The organism is Ideonella paludis, assembly GCF_018069865.1.
In the GTDB taxonomy this organism is placed as follows: Bacteria; Pseudomonadota; Gammaproteobacteria; order Burkholderiales; family Burkholderiaceae_C; genus Ideonella; species Ideonella paludis.
On the sequence record NZ_JAGQDG010000003.1, the window covers coordinates 1 to 21,158 of the forward strand.

Sequence of the window (21,158 nt, forward strand, 5' to 3'; positions counted from 1 at the left end):
GTGCAGGAGGCCTTCAAGCTGGCAGTAGCTATCGCGAAGTCGCTGCGCCCACGTGACGAGGCTATTGATACTCGTCGGCCGGTGGTGGACTCCTTTGCTAAGTTTCGCGAGTGAGCCGTTGTGGATGTTGTAACTGCATGGCGGGCGACGGTTCTCTAGCGCGCAGCCTTGAGCATGGATGATCGAGCGTTTGCCCTTGCCTGGACCGATGCTTCTTTAGCTCGCTGGCTCTGTGCGGGAGCCTTGGCTGGCCTGGCTGCTTGCAGCCCCAGTGAGGCTCAGCTTCAGCCGCGCGGCCCATCACCGCAAGACATTGCAGAGGCCTACCACCCCACCTATGTGCCTGCTGCAGATGTGCGCAGCGAGTGCTTGGGGCGTGTGGTGTTTGAGGTGGGCAGCAAGGTTGAGCTGGCTTGGGGTCTTCCCAGGGGACGAAGCAACGAACAAATTTTGGGCTTTTCTCGCCTACTGCGTGGTGCGCATGACGGCATTCAAATAGGCAATGTGGCCGTGGTGGTGATTGCGGGGGCCAATCAGAAAACCATCTTGGATATGCAGGGTTCCGTCGATGACGATAAGCACATCGCGCTGCAGGACTTTGATGAAAACATCCGAGGCGACCTGTCGGTAGCTCAATCGCTTGAAAAAAGAACTACCGGCCCACAGGATATTTCGGATGCGGAGTGGCAGGCGTATCGTCAGAAGAATATCGCTAAGTTCAGAGCCTCGGCGGAGGAGTACAAACTCCGCAAACAAAACCTCGACAAAGACTGGCACCCCACCGACTGGGGTTTGCCCGACAGCACGGGCTACATCGCAGGCCCCACGCTGTACGCGTTTCTGCTGCGCGGCGGCTATGCCTTTCAGTTCATGTCCACCGGTGGTGAAGGAGAGGCGCCGTTTGAGCAACGGGTGGTCGCCTTCAAAGATTTGCTCAGTCGCTTTGAGCCCCGCTCGCTCTACCAAGTGCCCAACAAGGCGGGCGTTTGCATTCCGCATGGCTTTATTGCGGATGATGGCAAGGGGCCTTTCAATGCCGATGTGTCGTTCCGCTATGCCGACAGCCCTGGGGTGATCTACACCTTGAGCACAGGCATCGTAGGCGAGCGCAATGACGAGCCCAACGACCCGCTGATTGAAGCGACTGCGCGTGCCACGGTCTCGGCCGTGATCGGCAACAGCTACGGCCGAAAGCTCAAGGTGCTGGGGCCAAAGTCCGTCAAGATTGGTGCGCGAGGCGGCTTGTTGGGGGGCATCTCCACCGCAGAGGGTGCACCAGGCTACAGCGTCTATGCAGGCGTGGGTGGCGTGCCGGGCTCACAGGTCTTGCCCCACATCTCTCTGAACATGCGCAGCTTTGACAAGCAAACCGCGCCCGATGACGTCAAGGTCGACCCACCGCCGTTTGAGCAGAGCTTGCAGCGCTTTGAGCAGACCTTGAGCTCGGCGCGGACAAGGCGCACAGGCTCCTTGTAATCCGCCCGCCTGACTCGCAGGCCGCTCAATAGCAAAGATACGTCGTCTGCACCGTCATCGACGCGCCTTCCCAGGCGGTGGCGCCGCCCAGCGAGACGCCGAACTGCACGGTTTGGCCGGCGGTGATGGGCATCAGGGCGGTGCGGGTCACGGTGGGCTGGTAGCCGGAAATGCCGTGGCTGGTCAGGAAGTGGCGCAGGATGCCGTCGTCGCTGTCCACACCGCTGCGGTTAGCGGCCACGCGCATAAAGGCGGTGGTGGAGCCGGCCAGGGGCGGGGTGGTGTCCAGCACTTGCACGCTGCTGGTGACTTGGCACAGCGCGTCTTGCTTGGCCTTGAACGCGCGGGTGGCGTAGTAGTAGGTCTGCGCCGTGCTGATGGTGAACACCGCGCCCACGGAGCCGCTGTTCTTGATGGTGCCTGCGGTTTGGGCGCTGGCGGGGGCGCTGGCGGCCAGGCCGGCGCACAGGGCGGCGGCCAGCAGGGTCAGGCGGGTGGTGGTGTTGGTGGCGTTCATGGTGCTCCTCAGTGTGGTGAATGTGGGGGTCGTGTTAGCAGGCCTAGATCTCTTCTCGCAGGCGCTGGGCCATGGCTTGCATGGATGGTGCCGCGGCCGACAGTCTGGCGGGTAGGGTGCTGAAGTCTACGCGGGCCAGCGCCGCGGTTCGGCCCAAGGTGCTGGCCGCTTGTTGCAGCGCGGCTAAGGGCTCGGTGGTGAAGTCTTCGTAGCGGGCGGCCAGCACGGCCGTGGCGGGCAAGCGGGACAGGGCCTCGTTCAGGGCATCGGTTTCAGCCTTGGCGCGGCGGTAGTGCTGGTGCAGTGCGGCTTGGTCGTAGGGCACTTGGGCGATGAGGGCTTGGTGCTGGCTGCGCACTTGGCCGTGGACATGCCACAGGTCGGTGTGGCCCGCCACATACTTGGAGACGGCTTGCTCGGCCAGGTCGCGGCTGAGGTGGATGAATTGAAAGCCGCGCTCGTGCAGGCAGGCCAGGGTGTCGGCGGCTTTGGCTTGGCCCACCGCGTCGAACAAGAACTCCGAGATGATCTTGGTGCCAAACAGGCCACCCACATGGCCACAAGAGAGCACTTCGTCAAACACCTGTTCGCGCGACACGCCCGCCTGGCGCAGCACATGCACGAGCGGCGGGCGCAGGTGCTCGCGCGGTGCGCCCAGGCCACCGGCCTGCAGCAGCTCGCAGTAAAAGGTGCTGCCGGTGCGCGGCGTGCACACCACGGCAAAGTGCTGTTGGGGCGCGCCTTGGGGCTTGGCCGCCAGCTCGCCCTGCCGCCCCTTGGGGGAGCAGGCCAAGCGCGGGATGACATGGTGCAGCACGCCCAGCACGTCCATCTGCGGGTAGCGCTGGCGCGCGGTGTTCAGCAGCGCGGCCTCGTCCTGGGGGTCGTAGAGGAAGAGGCGCTTTTTGCCTTTGGGGATGTCGTCCAGCGTGGTGGCGCTGCTCCAGCCGGCGTCTGCAGGCGCCTTGGCACGCAGGTGCTGCAGCACATCGGCAGGGGCCACGATGTGCGCGGCGCCCTTGCGGCTGGCCAGGAAGTGGTCCAGCCGATAGTCGGCAGCAGCGGCAAAGAGAGGGACGGACATCTTCAAACTACAAAGATCGGCGGTTCAGTCGGTGCCGTCGTCCAATGCGGTTTCGTCGCAGTTCACCTCGACCAAGTGCGCAGAGCGGGCCAGGTGGGCGTCGCTTTGGGCGGGGGCGGGGTTTTGGGCGGGCACGGGGGCTTGCTGTGCGGGGCGGTCAGTGGCGTGCTTCAAGAAGAGCTTCATCACGTGCGCTACACCGGGCTCGGTGACAGAGCGCAGATCGTCCGCGTAATAGCTGCCGCGAGTGTAAGCGCCGGTGATGATCTCGTAGGAGGGGAAATACGCCACCTCTTCACGCGCTTTGATGATGCTGTCGCAAGCGACACGCAGCACGGCCTTGCTCAGTGTGGTGGAGACCAGCACATGCCGGTCTTCGGCGGTGGCCATCAGCGGCACGGGAGAGACCGTCAGGATCACGCGAGCACGTGGGTTGACGCTGCGCAGGGCGTCGATAAAGGCCAGCATGTCGGCCACCACTTCCTCGTGGGTGTAGTTGTGAAACTCATGCTGCTCGGCACTGAACACGCCGCCAGAGACACCGGGGCAGACCGGGTAGACGGTGCCGTCGCTTCGGGCGCGCCAGGTCTCGGTCAGGCCTAAGGTGAAGATGAACACATCCAGCTCAGCAAAGAGCTTGCGCACGGCGGCCAGGTGGGCGCGGCGGTCGGCTTGCAGCTCGCGCAGGGAGGCAAACCCGCCGGGCTGGATCTGCGGGCGCAGCGGGTCCAGCCAGGTGCCGTCGGCCTCTTGCCAGGCCTCATCAGCGGGGCTGAATTGGCCATGCGCGCGCTGGAAGAGCTGCAGCAGTTGGCGCGCGGTGTAGAGGTTGCCGTAGCGGGCGCTGAAGGTGCCGTAGTTGTACTGCTGGGCCTGCTCTGCACTGAGCATGGGGTGGGCCGCTTCGGTGCAGAAGTAGTTGTAGCCCCGGCGGCGCAGGTGGCGCGCAATGTGCTGGGCAAAGCAGCTTCCGGCGGTGGCAATGCGGTCGGTGGCGCTGAGCTTGAAGGGAAAGCTGACGACCGGGTCTACGTCCGCGGGCGGCACGCCCACCAGGGCGCGGCGCCAGTTGGCATAGCGGGGCAGGCCGTCGTAGGGGTGGCGCTTCATGTGGGGGCTCTTTGGGCGGCGGGGTTGGCCAAGGCGGCGGCGTGGGCTTCTAGCTGTTGCAAGACGCGCTCGCCATACCAGGCGTTGGCATGGGCGGGGTCGAGGTTCCAGCCCTCGGGGCGCAAAAAGCCGTGCTCGTCTTGCGTGCCCTCGGGCACCGGCAACTGGGCAAAGCCCAGCTCGCGGCAGTGCTCGGCCACGCGCTGTTCGTGCAGATGCCACAGCTTCAAGCGGATGGCGGCGGGGGTGACCTTGCCCTCGGCCAGCGCCTCGGCAAAGGCCTCGGGGTGAGTGCGGATGTGTGCCTCTGAGGGAATGGGCGGCGGCGCGGCCAAATGCACCACCGGCACCTTGGCCAGGTGGCTGAGCGCGCGCATCACGCGCAGGCCCATGCGCATTTGGCCTTCTAGCAGTGTGCGCACCAAAGAGAGCGGTAGCAGTTGCCGGCTCTCGTCCAGTGCCGCGTGCGGCTCCATCACAAAATCAAAAGGCACCGGGTGCTCGATCAGGCTCAGCACGGTGTGGGCATTGCCCGCCACCACCGAGACGATCAGCTCGGGCTGCAGCTTCTCCACCAGCTCGCGCACCGCGGGGCTGAAGGCCTCGGGTGAGGTGGGCGGCACATCGGGCGTCATGCGGTAGGCAGGCTTGCGCAACTGCACCACGGTGATCGGCAGGCTGGTGGCGCCACTGGCGCGGCGCTGCATCTGCGCGGTCTCAAGGGCGGCCAAGTGGCTATGGCCGATCATCAACATTTTGGGGAGTGTCATCACAGGGATTGCCCCCTCCTCGGGGCACGGTATGCTGCCACATATGCGATTCGATGAACTGATGTCCTTCGTCTATGGACAGGGGGGGCAGGCTTTGGGCGAACACCAGCCCACTCACGCCGCCCGAGACGAAAAAATTGTGCGCGCCGCCATGGCCGCACTGCGCCAACAACTGGCCAGCCACGCGGGCGGGCCCACCGAGGTGCCGGGCCTGGGCCGCTTCAAGCCCCGGCCCACGCCGCCCGACGCCCCGGCGGATGCGCCGCTGCGCTGGATTTTTGAGCCCGAGGCGGCCGACCATGCGGCCAAGGCTTGGCGCAAAGCCCTGCGCACCGTAGAGCGGCCGCTGATCCACCCCGAGCGCAAATTTGTTGTGCTGTTCTCGGCCAAGTCGGCGTGCTCCACCGTGGTGATCTGGTTCTTGCACACCCTGGGCCTGGCCGCGCAGGCGCGGGAGTTTTCAGAGTGGCCGCACCACTACCGCATCAACAAATACTATGCCCGCGAAGATTACTTGCAGGCGCGTGAAGAGCTGGGCCCAGACGACGTGACCCTGCTGCGCGTGGTGCGCGACCCGGTGGACCGCGCGGGCTCCAGCTTTCGCCATGCACTGGGCCTGAGCTATGCGCGCGACACCATCCGCGAGAAGCTCGGCATCGACACCGATGTGGACGGCTTGTCCTTCGAGCGCTTTATCGACTTTTTGGAGATGGAAGACCTGGACCGCTGCGACCCGCACCACAAGCGCCAGCGCCACCTGATTGAAGACCTGAAGCGGCCGGACTTCATCATCAATGCAAGCCGGAAAGATCTCTTCACAGAGCTGAATCATTTCGAGCGCATGATGGGCATGCCTGAGACCGACTTCAAGGCGCTGTCCTGGGTGCATGAGCTACAAGCCACCCGTGTGCCGCACAGCGTGGCGCATGGCGGCGACTCCTACCGCGCGGTGCTCACCCGCGAGCACGCCCAAAAAGGCCCCTGGCCCAAAGATTTGATCACCCCAGAAGCGCGTGCCCGCCTGGAGCGGCTCTACGCACAAGACATTGCCAGCTACGCAGTAACACCATGAACAACAACAACCCCCTCGACAACCACAAGCCCGGCGTCGCCAAAGCCACCTGGACGCCCGTAGACCTGGCTCAAGCCGTGGTTCAGGCGCACCCTGAGTGGGTCGGCCAGCCCTTGGATGCCCGTTTGCTGGGCCAAGCTCTGCGCGAAGCCTTCGGCATGCTGCGCGAACAGGTGGACGCGGTGGATGTGGGCACGGTGGCCGTGCCCTCGCTGGGCCGCTTCCATGCGCGCCGCGCCCCCAACAAGCCCGACCTGCGCCGCGTGCTGTTTTTGACGCCCAAGGGCAATGAGACTGCCGCGAGCGCGGCGCCGGCAGCAGCGCCGGCGGCTACCCCCGTGGCTGAGCGTGTGGAAGTGCCGCTGGCTGTGCTGGCGGCCCAGCCTGCCGCCGAGCCTGAAGCAGCCCCGGCCGCTGAGCCCGTGCCGGCTGCGGCCGAGGCCGCCCCTGAGCCTGTGGCGGCAGAGCCCGAGGCTGCGGCCCCCGCACCGGCCGAGCCCGTGCCCGCCAAGACCTCCGCCAAGCCCAGCAGCAAAACTGCCAGCAAGAGCAAGCGCAAGCGATAAGGACACCGCGTGGCACAGGTTTTTCTTCATGTCGGGCTGAACAAGACGGGCACCTCGTCGCTGCAAGACTTCATGGCCATGAACGCGGCGCTGCTGCTGGAGCGCGAGGGCGTGCTCTACCCCAGCGCGGGCCGCGTGGGCGCCGCCCACCATGGTGTGACCGAGCGGCTCAAAGGCAAGGCACCTGCCGGCCAGCCTGATGTCTTGCAGGCCTTGGCCGAGGAAATCCGCCACGCGGACAAGGTGGTCATCACCTCCGAGAGCCTGCATGGCATTGGCCCCAAGCCCCTGGCCTTGCTGGCCGAGACGCTGAAGGGCCACGAGGTGCAGGTGGTGTTCTACCTGCGCGAGCATGTGGCGTACCTCGCCAGTTGGTATCAACAGAATGTGCAGGCCTCGCAGTCGTCGATGGGCTTCGAGACCTTCTGCCACTACAACCACAAGCCCTTGCACAAAGTGGTGCAGCCCTGGGCGCAGCAGTTTGGGGCGGGCCAGGTCACGGTGCGGCTCTATGACCGCGAGGTGCTGGCTGGTGGCGACATCGTGCAAGACTTTGCGCAGGTCTTGGGCCTGAAGATCCCGCTCGCCGAGTGCCGCCGCAAAGGCTGGGAAAGCAACCCCAGCGTCTCGGGCAACCTGCTGTTCATCAAACGCTTGCTCAACAATTTCTACCGCCGTGAACAGGCCGCCAAGGTGGTGGACGAGTTGACCGAGCTGTCCAAGCTCAAGCCCAGCTTCAGAGGCCGCATGCAGGTGCCCGCGCACGTGGTGGCCAACTTGGTGAAAGGCTATGCCCAAGACCGCCAAGTGCTGGCCAGCCAGTGGGGCGTGCAGATCGCCCCGCTCAGCAGCGCGCTGGAAGGCCACTTAACGCCAGACCTCAGCACCTTGAAGCAAGACTGGGAGATGGTGATGGACGCAGCGGCCGCCAAAGGCATGGTCTTGGCCCGCGCTGCGCAAGCCTTGCGCTTGGGCGACGATTTGTCGGTGTTCAATGACTGATCGCTTGCGCTTCAGCCCAGGCCGCCGCGCCCTGTGCGCCGCACTGCCCAGCCTGTGGCTGGGTGGCCGGGCCTTGGCCCAAAGCCGTCTTCATTTGCCCAGCCCGCTGCTGCGCGCACGCTGGCTGGCGCGGCTGAGTTGGGGGCCGACGGCCGGCAGTGTGCAAGCGCTGGAGTCACTCGGCCCCGCCGCATGGCTGGCGCGAGAGTTAGCCCCCGCACCCTGGCCCCCGGCGCTGCCCAGCAGCTTGCCCGAGCGCACGCTGGCGCTGGGCACACCCGCGATGGCGGCGCTGCTGCAAAGCACCACCGCCCAGCAGCGCCTGGCCAACCAGCAATCCGACCCCGACGAAAAGAACAAGCAGAACCGCGCCTTTCAAGACCGCCTGACGGCCGAGAGTCGTCACGCGCAGTTTGAGCTGATTTGGCAAGGCTTGTATGGCGAGCGCCAGGTGCAGCAGCAGATGGGCTGGTTCTGGTTCAACCACTTCAGCGTCCACCGCTTCAAAAACCAGTTGCGGCCCATGATGGCCGACTACTCGCAGCAGTTGACCGCGCTGGCGCTGGGCCGCTTCAGAGACCTGCTGGGCTTTGCCGTCAAGCACCCGGCCATGCTGCTCTACCTGGACAACCAGGCCAACGCTGTGGGCCGCATCAACGAGAACCTGGCGCGCGAGCTGCTGGAGCTGCACACCTTGGGTGTGGACGGCGGCTACACCCAGGCCGATGTGCAGGCCATGGCGCGGGTGCTGACGGGCTTTGGCGTGAACATGACGGGCGAGGTGCCCAAGCTCAAGCCCGAGCATCAAGCTACGTATGCGCTGGATGGGCTGATGGAGTTCCACCCCGCGCGGCACGATGCTTCGCCGCAAACCTTGTTGGGCAAAGAGCTGCCGGGCAGTGGCCGGGAGCGCCTGGAGTGGGTGCTCGACCACCTGGCCGCTCACCCCGAGACCGCCCGCCATCTCTGCCAGCGCTTGGCGGTGTATTGGGTGGGCGACAAGCCTTCGCCGGCCTTGGTCGAGCGCCTGGTGCGCCGCTACATGCTGAGCCGTGGCCTGATCGCCGAGGTGATGCAGGAGCTGCTGGCCTCGGACGAGTTGATTGCCAGCTTGGGCCAGCAGTTCAAGACGCCGCAGCAGTGGGTGATGTCGGCCATGCGCCTGCTGTACGAGGACGTGCCCATCATCAACCCCATGCCCGTGCTGCGCTGGATGGAACGCTTGGGCCAACAGCCCTTTGACCGCCAAACCCCGGACGGCTACCCGCTGGAGGGCAGCGCCTGGGAGGCGCCTGGCCAGATGGTGACGCGCTTTGAGCTGGCGCGGGTGTTGGCCGCGCCGCAGGCCAATTTGTTCCGGCCCGAGGGCAGCCCGGCCGACCCCGCCGCGCCGCGCCCGCCCGCCCCCCGCTGGCCCCACGACACGGTGCGCGAGCTGTGGCTGCCCGCAGCCTCCGAGGCCACGCGCCAAGCGGTGCTGAGCGCGGCCAACCCGCGCGATGCTGCTGCGCTGTGGCTGTCTTCGCCTGAATTCATGATGCGCTGAGATGAGCGATTCACCTTCTCTGCTTCAAGACCCTGCGCGCCGCTTGTGGCTGCGCCAAGCCGCAGCCTGGGGCGCGGCCTCAGCGCTGCCAGTGCTCTCCACCCGCTTGTGGGCGGCGCCCGCCAGCCTGCCCCGCTTCTTGCTGGTGTTTTTGCGCGGCGCTTATGACGCGCACGGCCTGCTGGCGCCCACCGGCAGCGAGCTGTACTACAGCAGCCGGCCCACCACGGCCCTGGCCAAGCCCGATGGCAGCGAGACCGGCAGCCTAGCGCTGGACAGCGACTGGGCCTTGGCCCCGGCGGCGGTGCCTGCGCTGGCGCCGCTGTGGCAAGCCCGCCAACTGGCTTTTGTGCCCTTTGCGGGCAGTGCCGACCTGAGCCGCAGCCACTTTGAGACCCAAGACAGCTTTGAGCTGGGCCAGGGCGAGGGCCCTGGCCGCAACTATCGCAGTGGCTTCATCAACCGGCTGGCGGCGGTGCTGGGCGCCAGCTCGCGTGAGCCGGCCGGCCGCGAGGTGCTGGCCTTCACCCCCGGCTTGCCTTTGTCGTTCCAGGGTGCGCAGCCCACGGCCAACCACCCACTGCGCAATCTGCAAGGCTTGGGCGTGAACGAAGCGCAGGCCCGGCTGATCGAGCAGATGTACGGCGGCACCCGCCTTGGGCCTGCGGTGACCGATGGCTTTGAGACGCGCCGCGAGGTGATGAAAGAGCTGGGCCAAGAGTCTGCCGCCAGCCGCGGCGCCATGCCTGCCGCGGGCTTTGAGGCCGAGGCCCACCGCATCGGCACCCTGATGCGCGAGCGCGTGGCCTTGGGCTTTGTGGACATCGGCGGCTGGGACACCCATGCCAACCAAGGCGGCGCCACTGGCACCTTGGCCACCAAGCTGGGCGAGCTCTCGCGCGGCATGGTGAGCTTGTCCAAAGCACTGGGCTCGCAGTGGGAGAACACGGTGGTGGTGGTGGCCAGCGAGTTCGGCCGCACCTTCCGCGAAAACGGCACGCGCGGCACCGACCACGGCCACGGCACGGTCTATTGGGTGCTGGGCGGCGGGCTCCAAGGCGGCAAGATGGCCGGTGAGCAAGTGGCCCTGACCCCCCAAACCTTGCACCAAGGCCGCGACATGCCGGTGCTGAGCAACTACCGCGCGATGTTGGCGGGGCTTTGGGCCCGCCAATACGGCCTGAGCCCCACTCAACTGGCCCGTGTTTTTGCGGACACGCCGGCCTTGGATCTGAAGCTGGTCTAAGCCTTGTGTTCTAGGGCATACGTATAGGTCTTGCCCTAGGCCAAGCCACGACACGCCGTCGATATAGTGCGCCCACCAGCCATAGATGCTGGGCTATATCGTTGGGAGCTGTTCATGACAGGCTTAAGAGGAGGCGCTGCCCAGAAGGCCGCGCTGCTGATGGCTGCCGCCACCACACCCGCCGGCGGCTGGGCCCAAGAGGCCGCTGCAAACCCTACGCAAACGGTGGAGGTGCGCAGTGACGCGCAACAGGCGCAGCGCGCGGACATCGCGGGCAAGCGGGTGGTCAGCCGCGAGGAGCTGCTGCGCCATGGCGACACCCAATTGCTCGACGCCTTGCGGCGCGTGCCGGGCATCACCGTGCTGGGCTCTTCGGGCCGCGCCGAGCTGACGCTGGCAGGCTTGGGCGGGGGCTACACGCAGATCTTGCTCAATGGTGAGCCGGTGCCCAAAGGCTTTGCCGTGGAGCAGTTGTCGCCCGAGTTGATTGAGCGCGTGGAGATCCTGCGCGGCGGCAGTGCCGAGTGGAGCGCGCAAGGCGTGGCGGGCAGCATCAACATCGTGACTCGCCGAGCCCCACGCTGGGCTCAGCGCGAGCTGAAGCTGGGCACAGGGGCCTATGAGGGCCGCGCGCGGGCCTCGGCCGACCTGAGCCTGGGCGACAAAGACGGCGACCTGAGCTGGGGCCTGAACCTGGGCTTGGCCCATGAGCCGCTGCGCTGGCCGGTCAGCATGGTGGTGCAAAGCCGCGATGCGCAGGGCCAACTGACCCAGTCCTATGTGACCGACAAGCAAGAGAGCGGCCGCGACCAGAGCCTGACGCTGGCCCCGCGCCTGGCCTGGCGTTTGGGCGAGGGCCAACAGCTCAGCACCGATCACCTGCTGCGCGTGTTTCAAACCCCTGGGGGTTCCATCGACCAGCGCTTTGCCGAGCAAGGACCGCCACCGCAACTGAGCCGAAACCAACTGGTGCTGGAGCCTCGCAGCGTGATGCTGCGCAGCCGCCTGAGCTGGCAGCTCAAGCAGGCCGACGGCAGCCTCTGGGACGCGAGCCTGCTCTACACCGGCGTGCGGCGCAATCAAGTGGCCGACTTTGTGGGCGACAACGCCGCCGGCCTGCGCGTGCGCGAGACGCATGTGGACTCTTTGGCGGTGGACCAATCTTGGAGTGCCTCGGCCAAGTGGCAGCAGCCGCTGGGCGAGGCGCACACGCTGGCGCTGGGCGCCAACCTGGAGCGCGCCCAGCGCCAAGAAGACCGCATTCAGCGCGAGCAAGCCTTGCCCGGCGGCTGGCTGCCGGAAAACCTGGATGAGATCTATGACGCCCGGGTGCAGCGCATCGCCCTTTTTGCTCAAGACGATTGGGTGTTGAGCCCCGCCTGGACGGCCTCGGTGGGCCTGCGCTGGGAGGGCTTGCGCACGGTCAGCCAGAGTGAGCAGCGCAACCTGAGCCTCGCGGACACGGCGGTGGCGTCGGTGCGCCAGTCGCACTCGGTCTGGAGCCCGGTGCTGCAGGCGGTGTGGGCCGTGCCGGACAGCAAAGACCAGTTCAAGCTGGGCGTGAGCCGCAGCTATCGCCTGCCCAATGCGCGTGAACTGACGCCGCGCCGCTACGTGGCCAATGAAAACAGTGCCGTCACCCCCACCAACCAGGGCAACCCGGCCTTGAAGCCGGAATTGGCCTGGAGCTTGGATGGGGCTTGGGAGCATCCACTCGGCCCCGGCGCCCAGCTCACGGTGAATGCGGGGGTGAAGCGCATCGACAACGTGGTGCTGGACGAGCTGCTGGCCGAGCCCTCCACCCAACTGCCGGGCACCACGACCTGGGTGCTGCGCCGCGCCAACTTTGGCCGCGCCGAGGTCTTCAGCCTGGGGCTGGAGGCCAATGGCCCGCTGCAGCGCTGGTGGCCTGACGGCCCGGCGCTGGAGCTGCGCGGTGGGCTGACGCTGAACCGCTCTCGCCTGCTGGATGTGGCGCTGGCTGGCGGGCGCCTGCCGGCCCAGCCCCCGTGGGCCGTGAACCTGGGGCTGGACTATCGGCCCAAGGATGGGGCGCTGAGCGGCGGGGTGAACGTGCAGGCCCAGGGCAGCAGCAGCGCTGCCCAACCCAGCGGCAGGGTGCTGGGCTTTGGGGCGCAGCGCTCGGTGGATGTGTTCGGGGCTTGGCGCCAGACCCCGCAGTCGACCTGGCGCATGGCCCTGTCGCAATGGCTGGCCCGCGACGAGCAGGAGCGCATCAGCGTGGCCCAGGCCACGGGCAGCACCCGCTTGGATCAGCGCACGCAAACCCGGCCCTCGCTGCGCTTGAGTTGGGAGCGGAAGATCTAAGTTCTGCTCGTAGGCCCTGGCCGCTACGTCGTCCGGGCGGCGGCAAAGTGTTGAAAAGTGCCAGCTTGACCGGAACGCAGCAGGGTATTGGGGGTGGGCGCTTTAAGTTGCGGCCCAATCCGCCGAAGGTCACTGCATGTCTCCACGTCCGTCCTTGTCCAAGCTCGGCCGCGCCGGTGCCCTGCGCCAGCGTGGCTTCACCCTGATCGAACTGATCACCGTGGTGGTGATCCTGGGCTCTTTGTCGGCCGTGGCCTTGCCGCGATTCATCGACCTCAAGGGCAGTGCACAGGTGGCTGTTTTCCATGGCGGCTTGGCGGATGCGCGCTCCAAGATGTTTTTGGTCTATGGCATGGCCGCGCTCTTGGGGCCGGGAGGCACCAAGACGTCGCATGGCTGCACCTCCAGCCTGGACGCCAACGGCAACGGCACCATTTGCCTGCAAGACCTGGCCGTGCACACCGTGGCCTACAACATGAGCTGCCACACCGGCATGGGCCAAGCCACCATGTTCAAAGGCCCTTACACCGCAGGCCAGAACTCCACGGCCACCTATCACACCCAAGGCGATACGCCCGGGGGATCGAACTACTGGACCCATACGGCCTCGGGCTGCACCTTCACCTGCACCGCGGGCAATGGCTTGAACCAGATGAGCAAGATCACCGTGACCTCCTCGTCCTGCCAGTGACCCCCTGGCCCTGACACCATCGCGACGGCCCTGCGACAGGGACGGCCCACCGACAACATGCATACCGGTCTTTCCACCTCCGCGCTTTGGCGGGCCAGCAGGCGCCACGGGCGGGGTTTTACCCTCATTGAGTTGATCACCGTGGTGGTGATCCTCGGCGTTTTGGCGGCGGTGGCCTTGCCCAAGTTCATGGACTTGCGCAGCAGCGCGCAGATTGCCGCGTTTCACGGCCATTTGGCCGACGCGCGCTCCAAGATTGCGATGGTGCACAGTGCGGCGGCCTTGTTGGGGCCTGGTGGCACCAAGACGGCCAACGGCTGCACATCGAGCTTGGATGCCAACGGCACCGGCACGATTTGCCTGCAAGACGTGCCGGTTCAGACCTTGGCGTACAACCTCTCTTGCTTCGCGGGACTGAACCAATCGACCGCCTTCAAGGGCCAGGGCTATGCGAATCAAAACGCCCTGGTCTACTACAACATCTCGGGCAACGTGCCGGGCGGCACGATGTACTGGGATCATTGGCCATCGGGCTGCAACTTCACCTGCACCACCGGCAACGGCTTTGGCCAAATGACAAAAATCACGGTGAATACGGCGGCCTGTCAATAGCCAGCCCATGCAGGGTTGCCGAGGAGCGGACACCCGAGATATTGCGCTTACAGTGAGGTGCCGTATCAGTGTCCCCAAGGAGCACCATCTGTCATGTCAGGGTTTCAAGCCTTCATCGATGCCGCGTGGAGTGAGCACACGGTCGACCCCGAAGGTGTTGCGCAGCGCTTGAGCCTCAAGGGCGCTGCCTTGGCCACGCAGCCGGCCGATGTGCTGGCCTTGCTGCGCTTGACCGCCCACTTGTGGGGCGAGCATCTGGGCCGTTGGGCCGAGGGCGTGGCGCAGTTGCGCACCTGGGCGGCCTTGCCGGCCTGGGATGGTGGCCCCAGCTTGCAAGACGCGCTGGCCTGCCATGTGGCGGCGCTGCAATGGTGTGAAGGCCGCAGCGACGCGCTGAGGGGCCTCTCCAGCCCGCAAGTGGTCACCGCTTTGGCCTATGCCGCTGCAGCCATGACCGGCCGCAAAGAGCTGGCACGCGCTGTCACGGCCTACGGCATGGCGGTCGAAGAGGTGGAGGACGAAGACGGCCTGACGCAATGGCCGCATGAGGCGCCGGTGTGGCGCGCCTTGGCGGTGGCGGGCAACAACCTGGCCGCTGAACTCGAAGAGCTGCCCAGCCGCAGCCCTGCAGAGTCCGCGGCCATGGTGCAGGCGGCGCAAGGTGGCTTGATGGCGTGGCGCTTGGCGGGCACCTGGCTGCAAGAAGAGCGCGCCGAGTACCGGCTGTCCTGCAGCTTGCTCAAGGCGGGGCGGTCTCGCGACGCCTTGGTGGCTGCCCAACGTTGCGCGGCGCTGTGCCAGGCCAATGACGCACCGCCGTTTGAGCGCTTCTTCGCCTTTGCCGCCCAAGCCCAGGCCTACCGCGCCGCGAGCGACACCGCCGGCTTTGAGAGCAGCCGCCAAGAGGCCCTGCGTTGGTATGCCCTGACTCCCGCCGACGAGCGGCAGTGGTGTGAGTCAGACCGGCAGGCGCTGGGCTGATCACGCTGCAGTGCTGCTGGGGAGCGGCCCCAAATAGCGAGACTGCACCCACATGCGTTGCCCCACACCTCGTTGCTCCAGTGCCTGCGCCAAAGAGCCGGCTGTGCGGCTCATGTGGCACAGGCTCAAGGCGCCGTCTCGGGGCGCTTTGAGGGCCCGGCGCAGCGCGACTGCGCCCCAGTCGAGCGAGGGCTGCATCGGGTGCTCGGCACTCATGTGCTGAGCCCAGGTTGCCGCCGGTGAGCCCGCGGCCGTGGCCAGGGCCAAGAGGCCGGCGCCACGCGGGTCCCCCGAGGCAAAGTATTCGTGGTTGAAACCCGGCAGCGTATCACCCCGAGCGCGCCGAGAGGCGGCCACCGCAGCGGCATGGCCACTGGCCACGATCTCATCGAACAGCGCTTCCACCGCCTCGAACTCACCACCGCTGAAGCGCACAAAGCCAAAGCTCATGGCCGTCAGCACGCAGGCCCCCAACGAGCCTTGCACCGAGGCCAACATGCGTGCCGACAAAGACATCAGGTTGGTCACGTTGTCGCACATCAGCACCATGGCTTGACGCAGTTTGTCGTGGTGGGCTTTGGGCACCTTCCAGGCCTGTGCCACTTGCAGGTGCAGGGGGGCCGAGGACGGCGCCTGGCCCAAAAAGCAGGCCACGCCCAGGCGCAGGTGCTCGCCCAAGGCTTTGGCCAGGGCCTCGCCCTGCAGCCAATGGCCGCCCTCCAACTGCGGCATGGCCAAGCTCCACAGCGTGGCCGCACGGTGTTGCGCGGGGCTGTGGCGCAGCTGCTCGGCCAAGCTCAGCCATTCCGCGCTGACGCGGGGCGCGGGCGGTGAAAACGCGGCCTCTAGTGGCACCTGCCACAGCAGGGCCGCGGTGTCTTCCAAGCTGGCGTGCTGCGACCACTGCAGCAGATCATGGCCGCGCATCACCAGGCGGCCGTCCACGATGCCGGTGAGCTGGGTGTCGATCAAGGGCCAGCCGTCCAGCAGCGCGGCCTGCGGCTCCGGCGGCGGGCGCCGGCGCTCGGTGCGCTGGCGCAGCATCAGCTCGATCTCATAGGCCAGGTAGCGGCTTTGCTTGGGGTGGTCGGGGTCTGGCAGCGCCGTCAGCAGGCCTCGACTGACATAGGCGTAGAGCGTGGCCTTGCGCACGCCCAGCAAGGCACAGGCTTCGTCGGCCGTGTGCAGGCGGCCCGTGGAGCGAGGTGGGGGCGGTGGTGCCATAGGTTGATTAGGTTGATCAAGATTGACAGTGCGCCGCAGTGTGGATGAAATGGCCGGCCATGTCGAGGAGGACAACACCATGAAAAGAACACAGCGTGCGATCGTTTGGTCGCGACTTTGCGGCTGCGCCCTGCTGAGCCCGGGCCTGAGCGTGCTGGCGCAGACGCCGGCCACAGCGACCGCGCCCGCGGTGGAGCGGGTGGAGGTGCGCTCCAGCCCTGAGCAGCAGCGCCGCGCCGACATCGCTGGGCGCCAAGTGGTGGGGCGAGATGAACTGCTGAGCCACGGCCAAAGCGGCCTGGCCGATGCCTTGCGCCGCGTGCCTGGCCTGACGGTGGAGGGCCGCGGCACGGGCCTGGAGGTCAAGCTCGGTGGCTTGGGCCAGGGCTATACCCAGCTCATGCTCAACGGCGACCCGGTGCCCCGCGGCTTTGCGCTGGAGAGCATTCCCCTGGACAGCATCGAGCGCATCGAGATCGTGCGCGGCGGCTCGGTGCAGACGGCCCAGGCGATTGCGGGCAGCATCAACATCGTGACGCGCCGTGCGCCGGCGCTGGCCACCCGCGACGTCAAGCTCAACGCGGGCGCGCAGCAAGGGCGCCCGCTGCTGTCCGCGGGCCTGAACCTGGGCGACCGTTGGGGCACAGCGCAGTGGGGTTTGGGGTTGGTGTTGAGCCATGAAGATGGGGTCTGGCCCGCAACGTATCTGCAAGATCGGGCGGAAGGCGCGCAGAGCCTGGTGCAGCGGGTGCGCACCGACAAGCGGGAGACCTCGCTGGACCGCGCGGTGTCGCTGAACCCGCGCTGGAGCTGGAAGCAAGAAGAGGTGGATGGCAGCCAGTGGCAGCTCAGTACCGACCACAGCCTGCGTCACAGCCTGACCGATGATGAGGTGCACGACCGACGGCAGGCGGTGCTGGGCGCACCGCCGGCGCAGACGGTGAGTGACATGGACATGCACTTCAAGACCACGCTGTGGCGCGGCAAGCTGCAAGCCAAGCGGCGCGAGGCCGATGGCGCCAGCACCGAGGCGCGGCTCACCACCACCTGGTCGCGGCGCCTGCAACATGCGCAATTGCTGGGTCGCGACATCACCCTGCGCCCGGTGCAAGACCAAGTGGTGGACGGGCAGGCGGATGATCAGTCCCTCATCTTGGCCGTGAATCATCAGCGCGACCTCGGTGCTGCCCACCGCCTGGATGTGGGGGCGGAGTTGGAGCAAGCGCGCCGCCGTGAGAGCCGGGTGCAAGATGGGCGCGAGCTGCCGCTCGCACCGCCGCCTCAAGACCTGGACGAGCGCTATGACGCGGTGGTGCAGCGCCGTGCGCTCTACCTGCAAGACGACTGGACCGTATCGCCTGGGACGGCCGCGCAATGGGGCCTGCGGCTGGAGCAGTTGAACACCGACAGCAGCGGCAACGTCTTTGAGACGGTGCGCCAAAGCCACCGCTTGGTCGGGCCGCTGGCCCGCGTGTCCATCAAACCTGAAGGCGGCTGGGGTGTTTTCAAACTGGGGCTGACGCGGGGCTTCAAGCTGCCCGAGCCACGCGAGGTCATGCCGCGGCGCTTCACGCCCATTGAGGTGTCGGCCACCGCGCCGGCCATGACCGGCAACCCGCTGCTGCGGCCCGAACGTGCGTTGAGCGTGGATGCCTCATGGCAAGGCGGCGAGGCTGCGAGCCACTGGGTGGTGGCCGGGGCGCTGCGCCGCATTGACGATGTGATCTTGGATCAACTCAGCTACCGCCCCAATGACCCCAACTACCCCTGGTTGCTGGAGCGCTTCAATGGCGGCCGGGCGTGGTCGGCCAGCGTAGAGGTGGAGTGGAGCGGCCAGCGCAAACAAGGGCTGATCGACGGCCAGCCGCTGCGCTGGAAGACCAGCTTGGCACTGTACGAATCGCGTCTGGAGGCCTTGGCCGACAAGCCCAACCCCAGCATCGCCGGCCAAGCGCCGTGGCAGTTCAAGCTCAATGCCACCCAAACCTTGGCGCCCACGCTCACCACCACCTGGGGCCTGCAAGCCCGTGGTGCGGCGGTGGCCGATCAGTTCAGCGAGCGCAGCCTGGCCCTCAATGCACGCTACGGCCTGGACCTGAGCCTGGCCTGGCAGCCCCGGCCGCGCCAGAACTGGACGCTTTCCGTGAGCCGCCTGGGCGCGCCGGACGATGTGGCCACCAAGACCACGCGAGTGACCTCGCCCACAGGCCCTGTGGATTACCGTACCCAAGAAACCTGGTCCCGGGCGCCGCGCTGGCGCCTCGGCTTTGAGTCGGATTTCTGAGCACCCCCAGGTTGGCTGGGGGTCAGGCTCCGCCGGCGTTGCCTTCCGCCACACGCTTGCTCAGGTGGGCCAGGGCTTCTTCGACCTGATCGACCAGCACCAGGCACAAGTCGCCGGCTTTGAGGCGTGCCAGCGCGGTGTCAATGGCAATGAACTCGCCGTTGATCTCTTGCACATGGCGGGTGCGGGCGGCGCCCTCTAGGCCTTGGCGCAGCAGGGCGATGACTTCGCCGTCTTCGCGGCCGCGCTGGCAGGCGTCTTGGTAGAGGATGACCTCGTCAAAGGCCTGGCCCAAGATCTGGGTTTGCTCGCGGATGTCTTCGTCGCGCCGATCGCCCGCGCCGCTGATGACCACGCTGCGGGTGTTGCCGGGCAAGGCCTGCACCGCCGCCACCAGAGCGCGCATCGCGTCCGGGTTGTGGCCGTAGTCGGCAATCACGGTGGCGCCCTTGTAGTCCATCAGGTTGAAGCGGCCCGGCGCATTGCTGGTGTCGGCCTGGAAGCTGGCCAGCCCCGAGCGGATGGCGTCCCACGACAAGCCCACGCCCCAAGCCGCCGCCATGGCCGCCATGGCGTTTTCAACCTGGAAGCCGATGGCGCCGTTGCGGGTCAGGGGGATGTCGCGCAGCGGCACCGACTCACGCCAGGTGCCTTCAGAGGCCACGAGTTGGCCCTCATCGACAAACACGCAGCGCAGGCCTTGGGCGCGGTGCGTGGCCAGCACGGGGTGGTGCTTGTCTTGGGCAAAGTAGATCACGCCGCCCACGCATTTGGCGGCCATGGCCACGCAGTGCGGGTCGGTGGCATTGAGCACGGCATAGCCGGTCTCGGCCACGTTCATCACGATCACGCGCTTCAAGACCGCCAGGTCTTCGACGGTGGTGATGTAGTTCAGGCCGAGGTGGTCGCCCGCACCGATGTTGGTGACGACGGCCACTTGGCAGCGGTCAAAGCCCAGACCTTCGCGCAGGATGCCGCCGCGTGCGGTTTCAAACACGGCCGCATCGACCTCGGGGTTCATCAGCACATTGCGCGCGCTCTTGGGGCCGGAGCAATCGCCGGAGTCGATCTGGCGGCCGTTCACATGCACGCCGTCGGTGTTGGTCATGCCCACGCGCAGGCCGCTGGCGGCAAACAAGTGCGCCATCAGGCGGGCGGTGGTGGTCTTGCCATTGGTGCCAGTGACAGCCACCACCGGGATGCGGCCGTCGTCGCCGGGCGCATAGAGGTGGTTGATGATGGCCTCGCCCACCGCGCGGCCCTTGCCAAAGCTGGGGCTCAGGTGCATGCGCAGGCCGGGGGCGGCGTTCACCTCGACCACGCCACCACATTGCTCTTCCATGGGGCGGATGACGTTCTCGCACACTACATCGACGCCGCAGATGTCCAGGCCGATCATGCGGGCTGCCGCCACGGCGCGGGCGGCGACGTCGGGGTGGACGTCGTCCGTCACATCGGTGGCGGTGCCGCCGGTGGAGAGGTTGGCGTTGTTGCGCAGGATGACGCGCTGGCCCTTTTCGGGCACGGACTCCGGCGTCAGGCCTTGCTGCGAGAGGCGCTCGACGGCAATGTCGTCAAAGCGGATCTTGGTCAGCGAGGTGGCATGGCCGTCGCCGCGGCGCGGGTCGGCATTGACCTGATCGACCAGTTGCTTGACGGTGTGCGTGCCGTCGCCAATGACATGCGGCGGGTCGCGGCGGGCGGCGGCAATCAGCTTGTCGCCCACCACCAGCAGGCGGTAGTCGCTGCCGGGCAAAAACTTTTCGACCATGGGCTGGCCGATGACCTCGGCCGCTTTGTAGGCCAAATCAAGCTGCTCGCGCGTGGTGATGTTGACGGTGACGCCTTTGCCCTGGTTGCCGTCTTGCGGCTTGCAGACCACGGGCAGGCCGATCTCTTGCGCAGCCTCCCAGGCGTCGTCGGGGCTCTCGACAGGGCGGCCCAGCGGCACCGGCACACCGGCGGCGCGCAGCAGGTTTTTGCAAAGGTCTTTGTCTTGGGCGATGGACTCGGACACCGCGCTGGTGGAGTCCACCTCGGCGGCCCAGATGCGGCGCTGCTTGGAGCCCCAGCCGAACTGCACCAGTGAGCCGCTGGTCAGGCGGCGGTAGGGGATGCCGCGCGCCAAGCCGGCGTTGACGATGGAGCCGGTGGACGGCCCTAGGCGGATGTCTTCGTCCAGCTCGCGCAGCTCGGCCAGCACGGCATCGGCGTCAAAGGCCGGCGCGTCGGCTTCGCCCAGTGCGGCGCGGATCAGGGCCTCGGCGGCGGCCAAGGCCTTGCGGCCCACGTCTTCTTCGCTGTACTCGACCACCACCTGGAAGGTGCCACGCTCCACCGTCTCGGTGCTGCGCGAGAAGCTCACCGGGCAGCCGGCTTGGGCCTGCAAGGCCAAGGTGGCCGTCTCTAGGACATGGGCTAGAGAGGCTTGGTCGGGCTGGCGGCGCAGCGGCCCCATGCCGGGGAAGAGCGCGCGCAGGCGGTTCTCAAACTCGGGCAGGTTGGCCAGCGAGCGCTCTTGCTCGGTGCAGGCCACGATGGCCTCGACAGAGGTGTGGCGGCTCCAGAGATTGGGGCCACGAAGCGCGCGAATGCGGGAGATGTCCATGAGGGTGTCCGATGCTCAGGGCGAGGGAAATACTTGAAGAG

17 protein-coding genes are annotated in these 21,158 nt (G+C 66.8%); 11 read left to right on the top strand and 6 right to left on the bottom strand.

Annotated features, from left to right (window positions below; all coding sequences use genetic code 11):
• Positions 1-174 precede the first annotated feature (174 nt).
• Entirely contained in the window at positions 175-1,476 is a 1,302-nt protein-coding gene (locus KAK11_RS07780; RefSeq protein WP_210808003.1) for a T6SS immunity protein Tli4 family protein, read from the top strand.
• Between the two features lie 25 nt (positions 1,477-1,501).
• On the opposite strand, the gene KAK11_RS07785 is transcribed toward KAK11_RS07780, so the two are convergent.
• The 4 genes from KAK11_RS07785 to KAK11_RS07800 are packed head-to-tail and all read right to left on the bottom strand — an operon-like array spanning position 1,502 to position 4,957.
• The gene (locus KAK11_RS07785; RefSeq protein WP_210808005.1) at positions 1,502-1,993 is read right to left on the bottom strand and encodes a hypothetical protein; all 492 of its coding nucleotides are present in this window, start codon (positions 1,991-1,993) and stop codon (positions 1,502-1,504) included.
• 43 nt (positions 1,994-2,036) lie between these two features.
• Positions 2,037-3,077, bottom strand: a complete 1,041-nt coding sequence (locus KAK11_RS07790; RefSeq protein WP_210808007.1) for a Stf0 family sulfotransferase — start codon at positions 3,075-3,077, stop codon at positions 2,037-2,039.
• 24 nt (positions 3,078-3,101) lie between these two features.
• The gene (locus KAK11_RS07795; RefSeq protein ID WP_210808009.1) at positions 3,102-4,187 is read right to left on the bottom strand and encodes a GSCFA domain-containing protein; all 1,086 of its coding nucleotides are present in this window, start codon (positions 4,185-4,187) and stop codon (positions 3,102-3,104) included.
• Complete coding sequence (locus tag KAK11_RS07800; protein WP_210808011.1) at positions 4,184-4,957, bottom strand: hypothetical protein; 774 nt, start codon at positions 4,955-4,957, stop codon at positions 4,184-4,186. Before KAK11_RS07800 ends, KAK11_RS07795 begins: the two co-directional genes overlap by 4 nt.
• A 43-nt stretch (positions 4,958-5,000) precedes the next feature.
• Here KAK11_RS07800 and KAK11_RS07805 point away from each other — a divergent pair, with 43 nt between their 5' ends.
• From KAK11_RS07805 to KAK11_RS07845, 9 genes are all read left to right on the top strand, one after another.
• Positions 5,001-6,029 carry a sulfotransferase family 2 domain-containing protein gene (locus tag KAK11_RS07805; RefSeq protein WP_210808013.1) on the top strand — a complete coding sequence of 343 codons (1,029 nt, stop codon included), beginning with the start codon at positions 5,001-5,003 and terminating at the stop codon, positions 6,027-6,029.
• Positions 6,026-6,595, top strand: coding sequence for a hypothetical protein (locus KAK11_RS07810; RefSeq protein ID WP_210808016.1), 570 nt, complete (start codon positions 6,026-6,028; stop codon positions 6,593-6,595). Before KAK11_RS07805 ends, KAK11_RS07810 begins: the two co-directional genes overlap by 4 nt.
• Positions 6,596-6,604: 9 nt before the next feature.
• Entirely contained in the window at positions 6,605-7,597 is a 993-nt protein-coding gene (locus KAK11_RS07815; protein WP_210808018.1) for a hypothetical protein, read from the top strand.
• Entirely contained in the window at positions 7,590-9,143 is a 1,554-nt protein-coding gene (locus tag KAK11_RS07820; protein ID WP_210808020.1) for a DUF1800 domain-containing protein, read from the top strand. The genes KAK11_RS07815 and KAK11_RS07820 overlap by 8 nt, the downstream gene beginning before the upstream one ends.
• 1 nt (position 9,144) lies before the next feature.
• Positions 9,145-10,389, top strand: coding sequence for a DUF1501 domain-containing protein (locus tag KAK11_RS07825; RefSeq protein WP_210808022.1), 1,245 nt, complete (start codon positions 9,145-9,147; stop codon positions 10,387-10,389).
• A 114-nt stretch (positions 10,390-10,503) separates the two neighbouring features.
• Complete coding sequence (locus KAK11_RS07830; protein ID WP_210808024.1) at positions 10,504-12,717, top strand: TonB-dependent receptor plug domain-containing protein; 2,214 nt, start codon at positions 10,504-10,506, stop codon at positions 12,715-12,717.
• A gap of 136 nt (positions 12,718-12,853) precedes the next feature.
• A complete protein-coding gene (locus tag KAK11_RS07835) occupies positions 12,854-13,408 on the top strand; it encodes a type II secretion system protein (RefSeq protein WP_210808026.1) in 555 nt (184 codons plus the stop codon).
• Between the two features lie 57 nt (positions 13,409-13,465).
• Complete coding sequence (locus KAK11_RS07840) at positions 13,466-14,020, top strand: type II secretion system protein (protein ID WP_210808028.1); 555 nt, start codon at positions 13,466-13,468, stop codon at positions 14,018-14,020.
• Between the two features lie 93 nt (positions 14,021-14,113).
• Positions 14,114-15,001, top strand: coding sequence for a hypothetical protein (locus tag KAK11_RS07845; protein WP_210808030.1), 888 nt, complete (start codon positions 14,114-14,116; stop codon positions 14,999-15,001).
• Here KAK11_RS07845 and KAK11_RS07850 read toward each other — a convergent pair whose 3' ends face one another.
• Complete coding sequence (locus KAK11_RS07850; protein WP_210808032.1) at positions 15,002-16,225, bottom strand: citrate synthase; 1,224 nt, start codon at positions 16,223-16,225, stop codon at positions 15,002-15,004.
• A gap of 79 nt (positions 16,226-16,304) precedes the next feature.
• Here KAK11_RS07850 and KAK11_RS07855 point away from each other — a divergent pair, with 79 nt between their 5' ends.
• The gene (locus KAK11_RS07855; protein WP_210808034.1) at positions 16,305-18,509 is read left to right on the top strand and encodes a TonB-dependent receptor plug domain-containing protein; all 2,205 of its coding nucleotides are present in this window, start codon (positions 16,305-16,307) and stop codon (positions 18,507-18,509) included.
• 22 nt (positions 18,510-18,531) lie between these two features.
• Here the strand turns inward: KAK11_RS07855 and cphA are convergent, their stop codons facing one another.
• A complete protein-coding gene (cphA, locus tag KAK11_RS07860) occupies positions 18,532-21,117 on the bottom strand; it encodes a cyanophycin synthetase (protein ID WP_210808036.1) in 2,586 nt (861 codons plus the stop codon).
• Between the last annotated feature and the right edge of the window lie 41 nt (positions 21,118-21,158).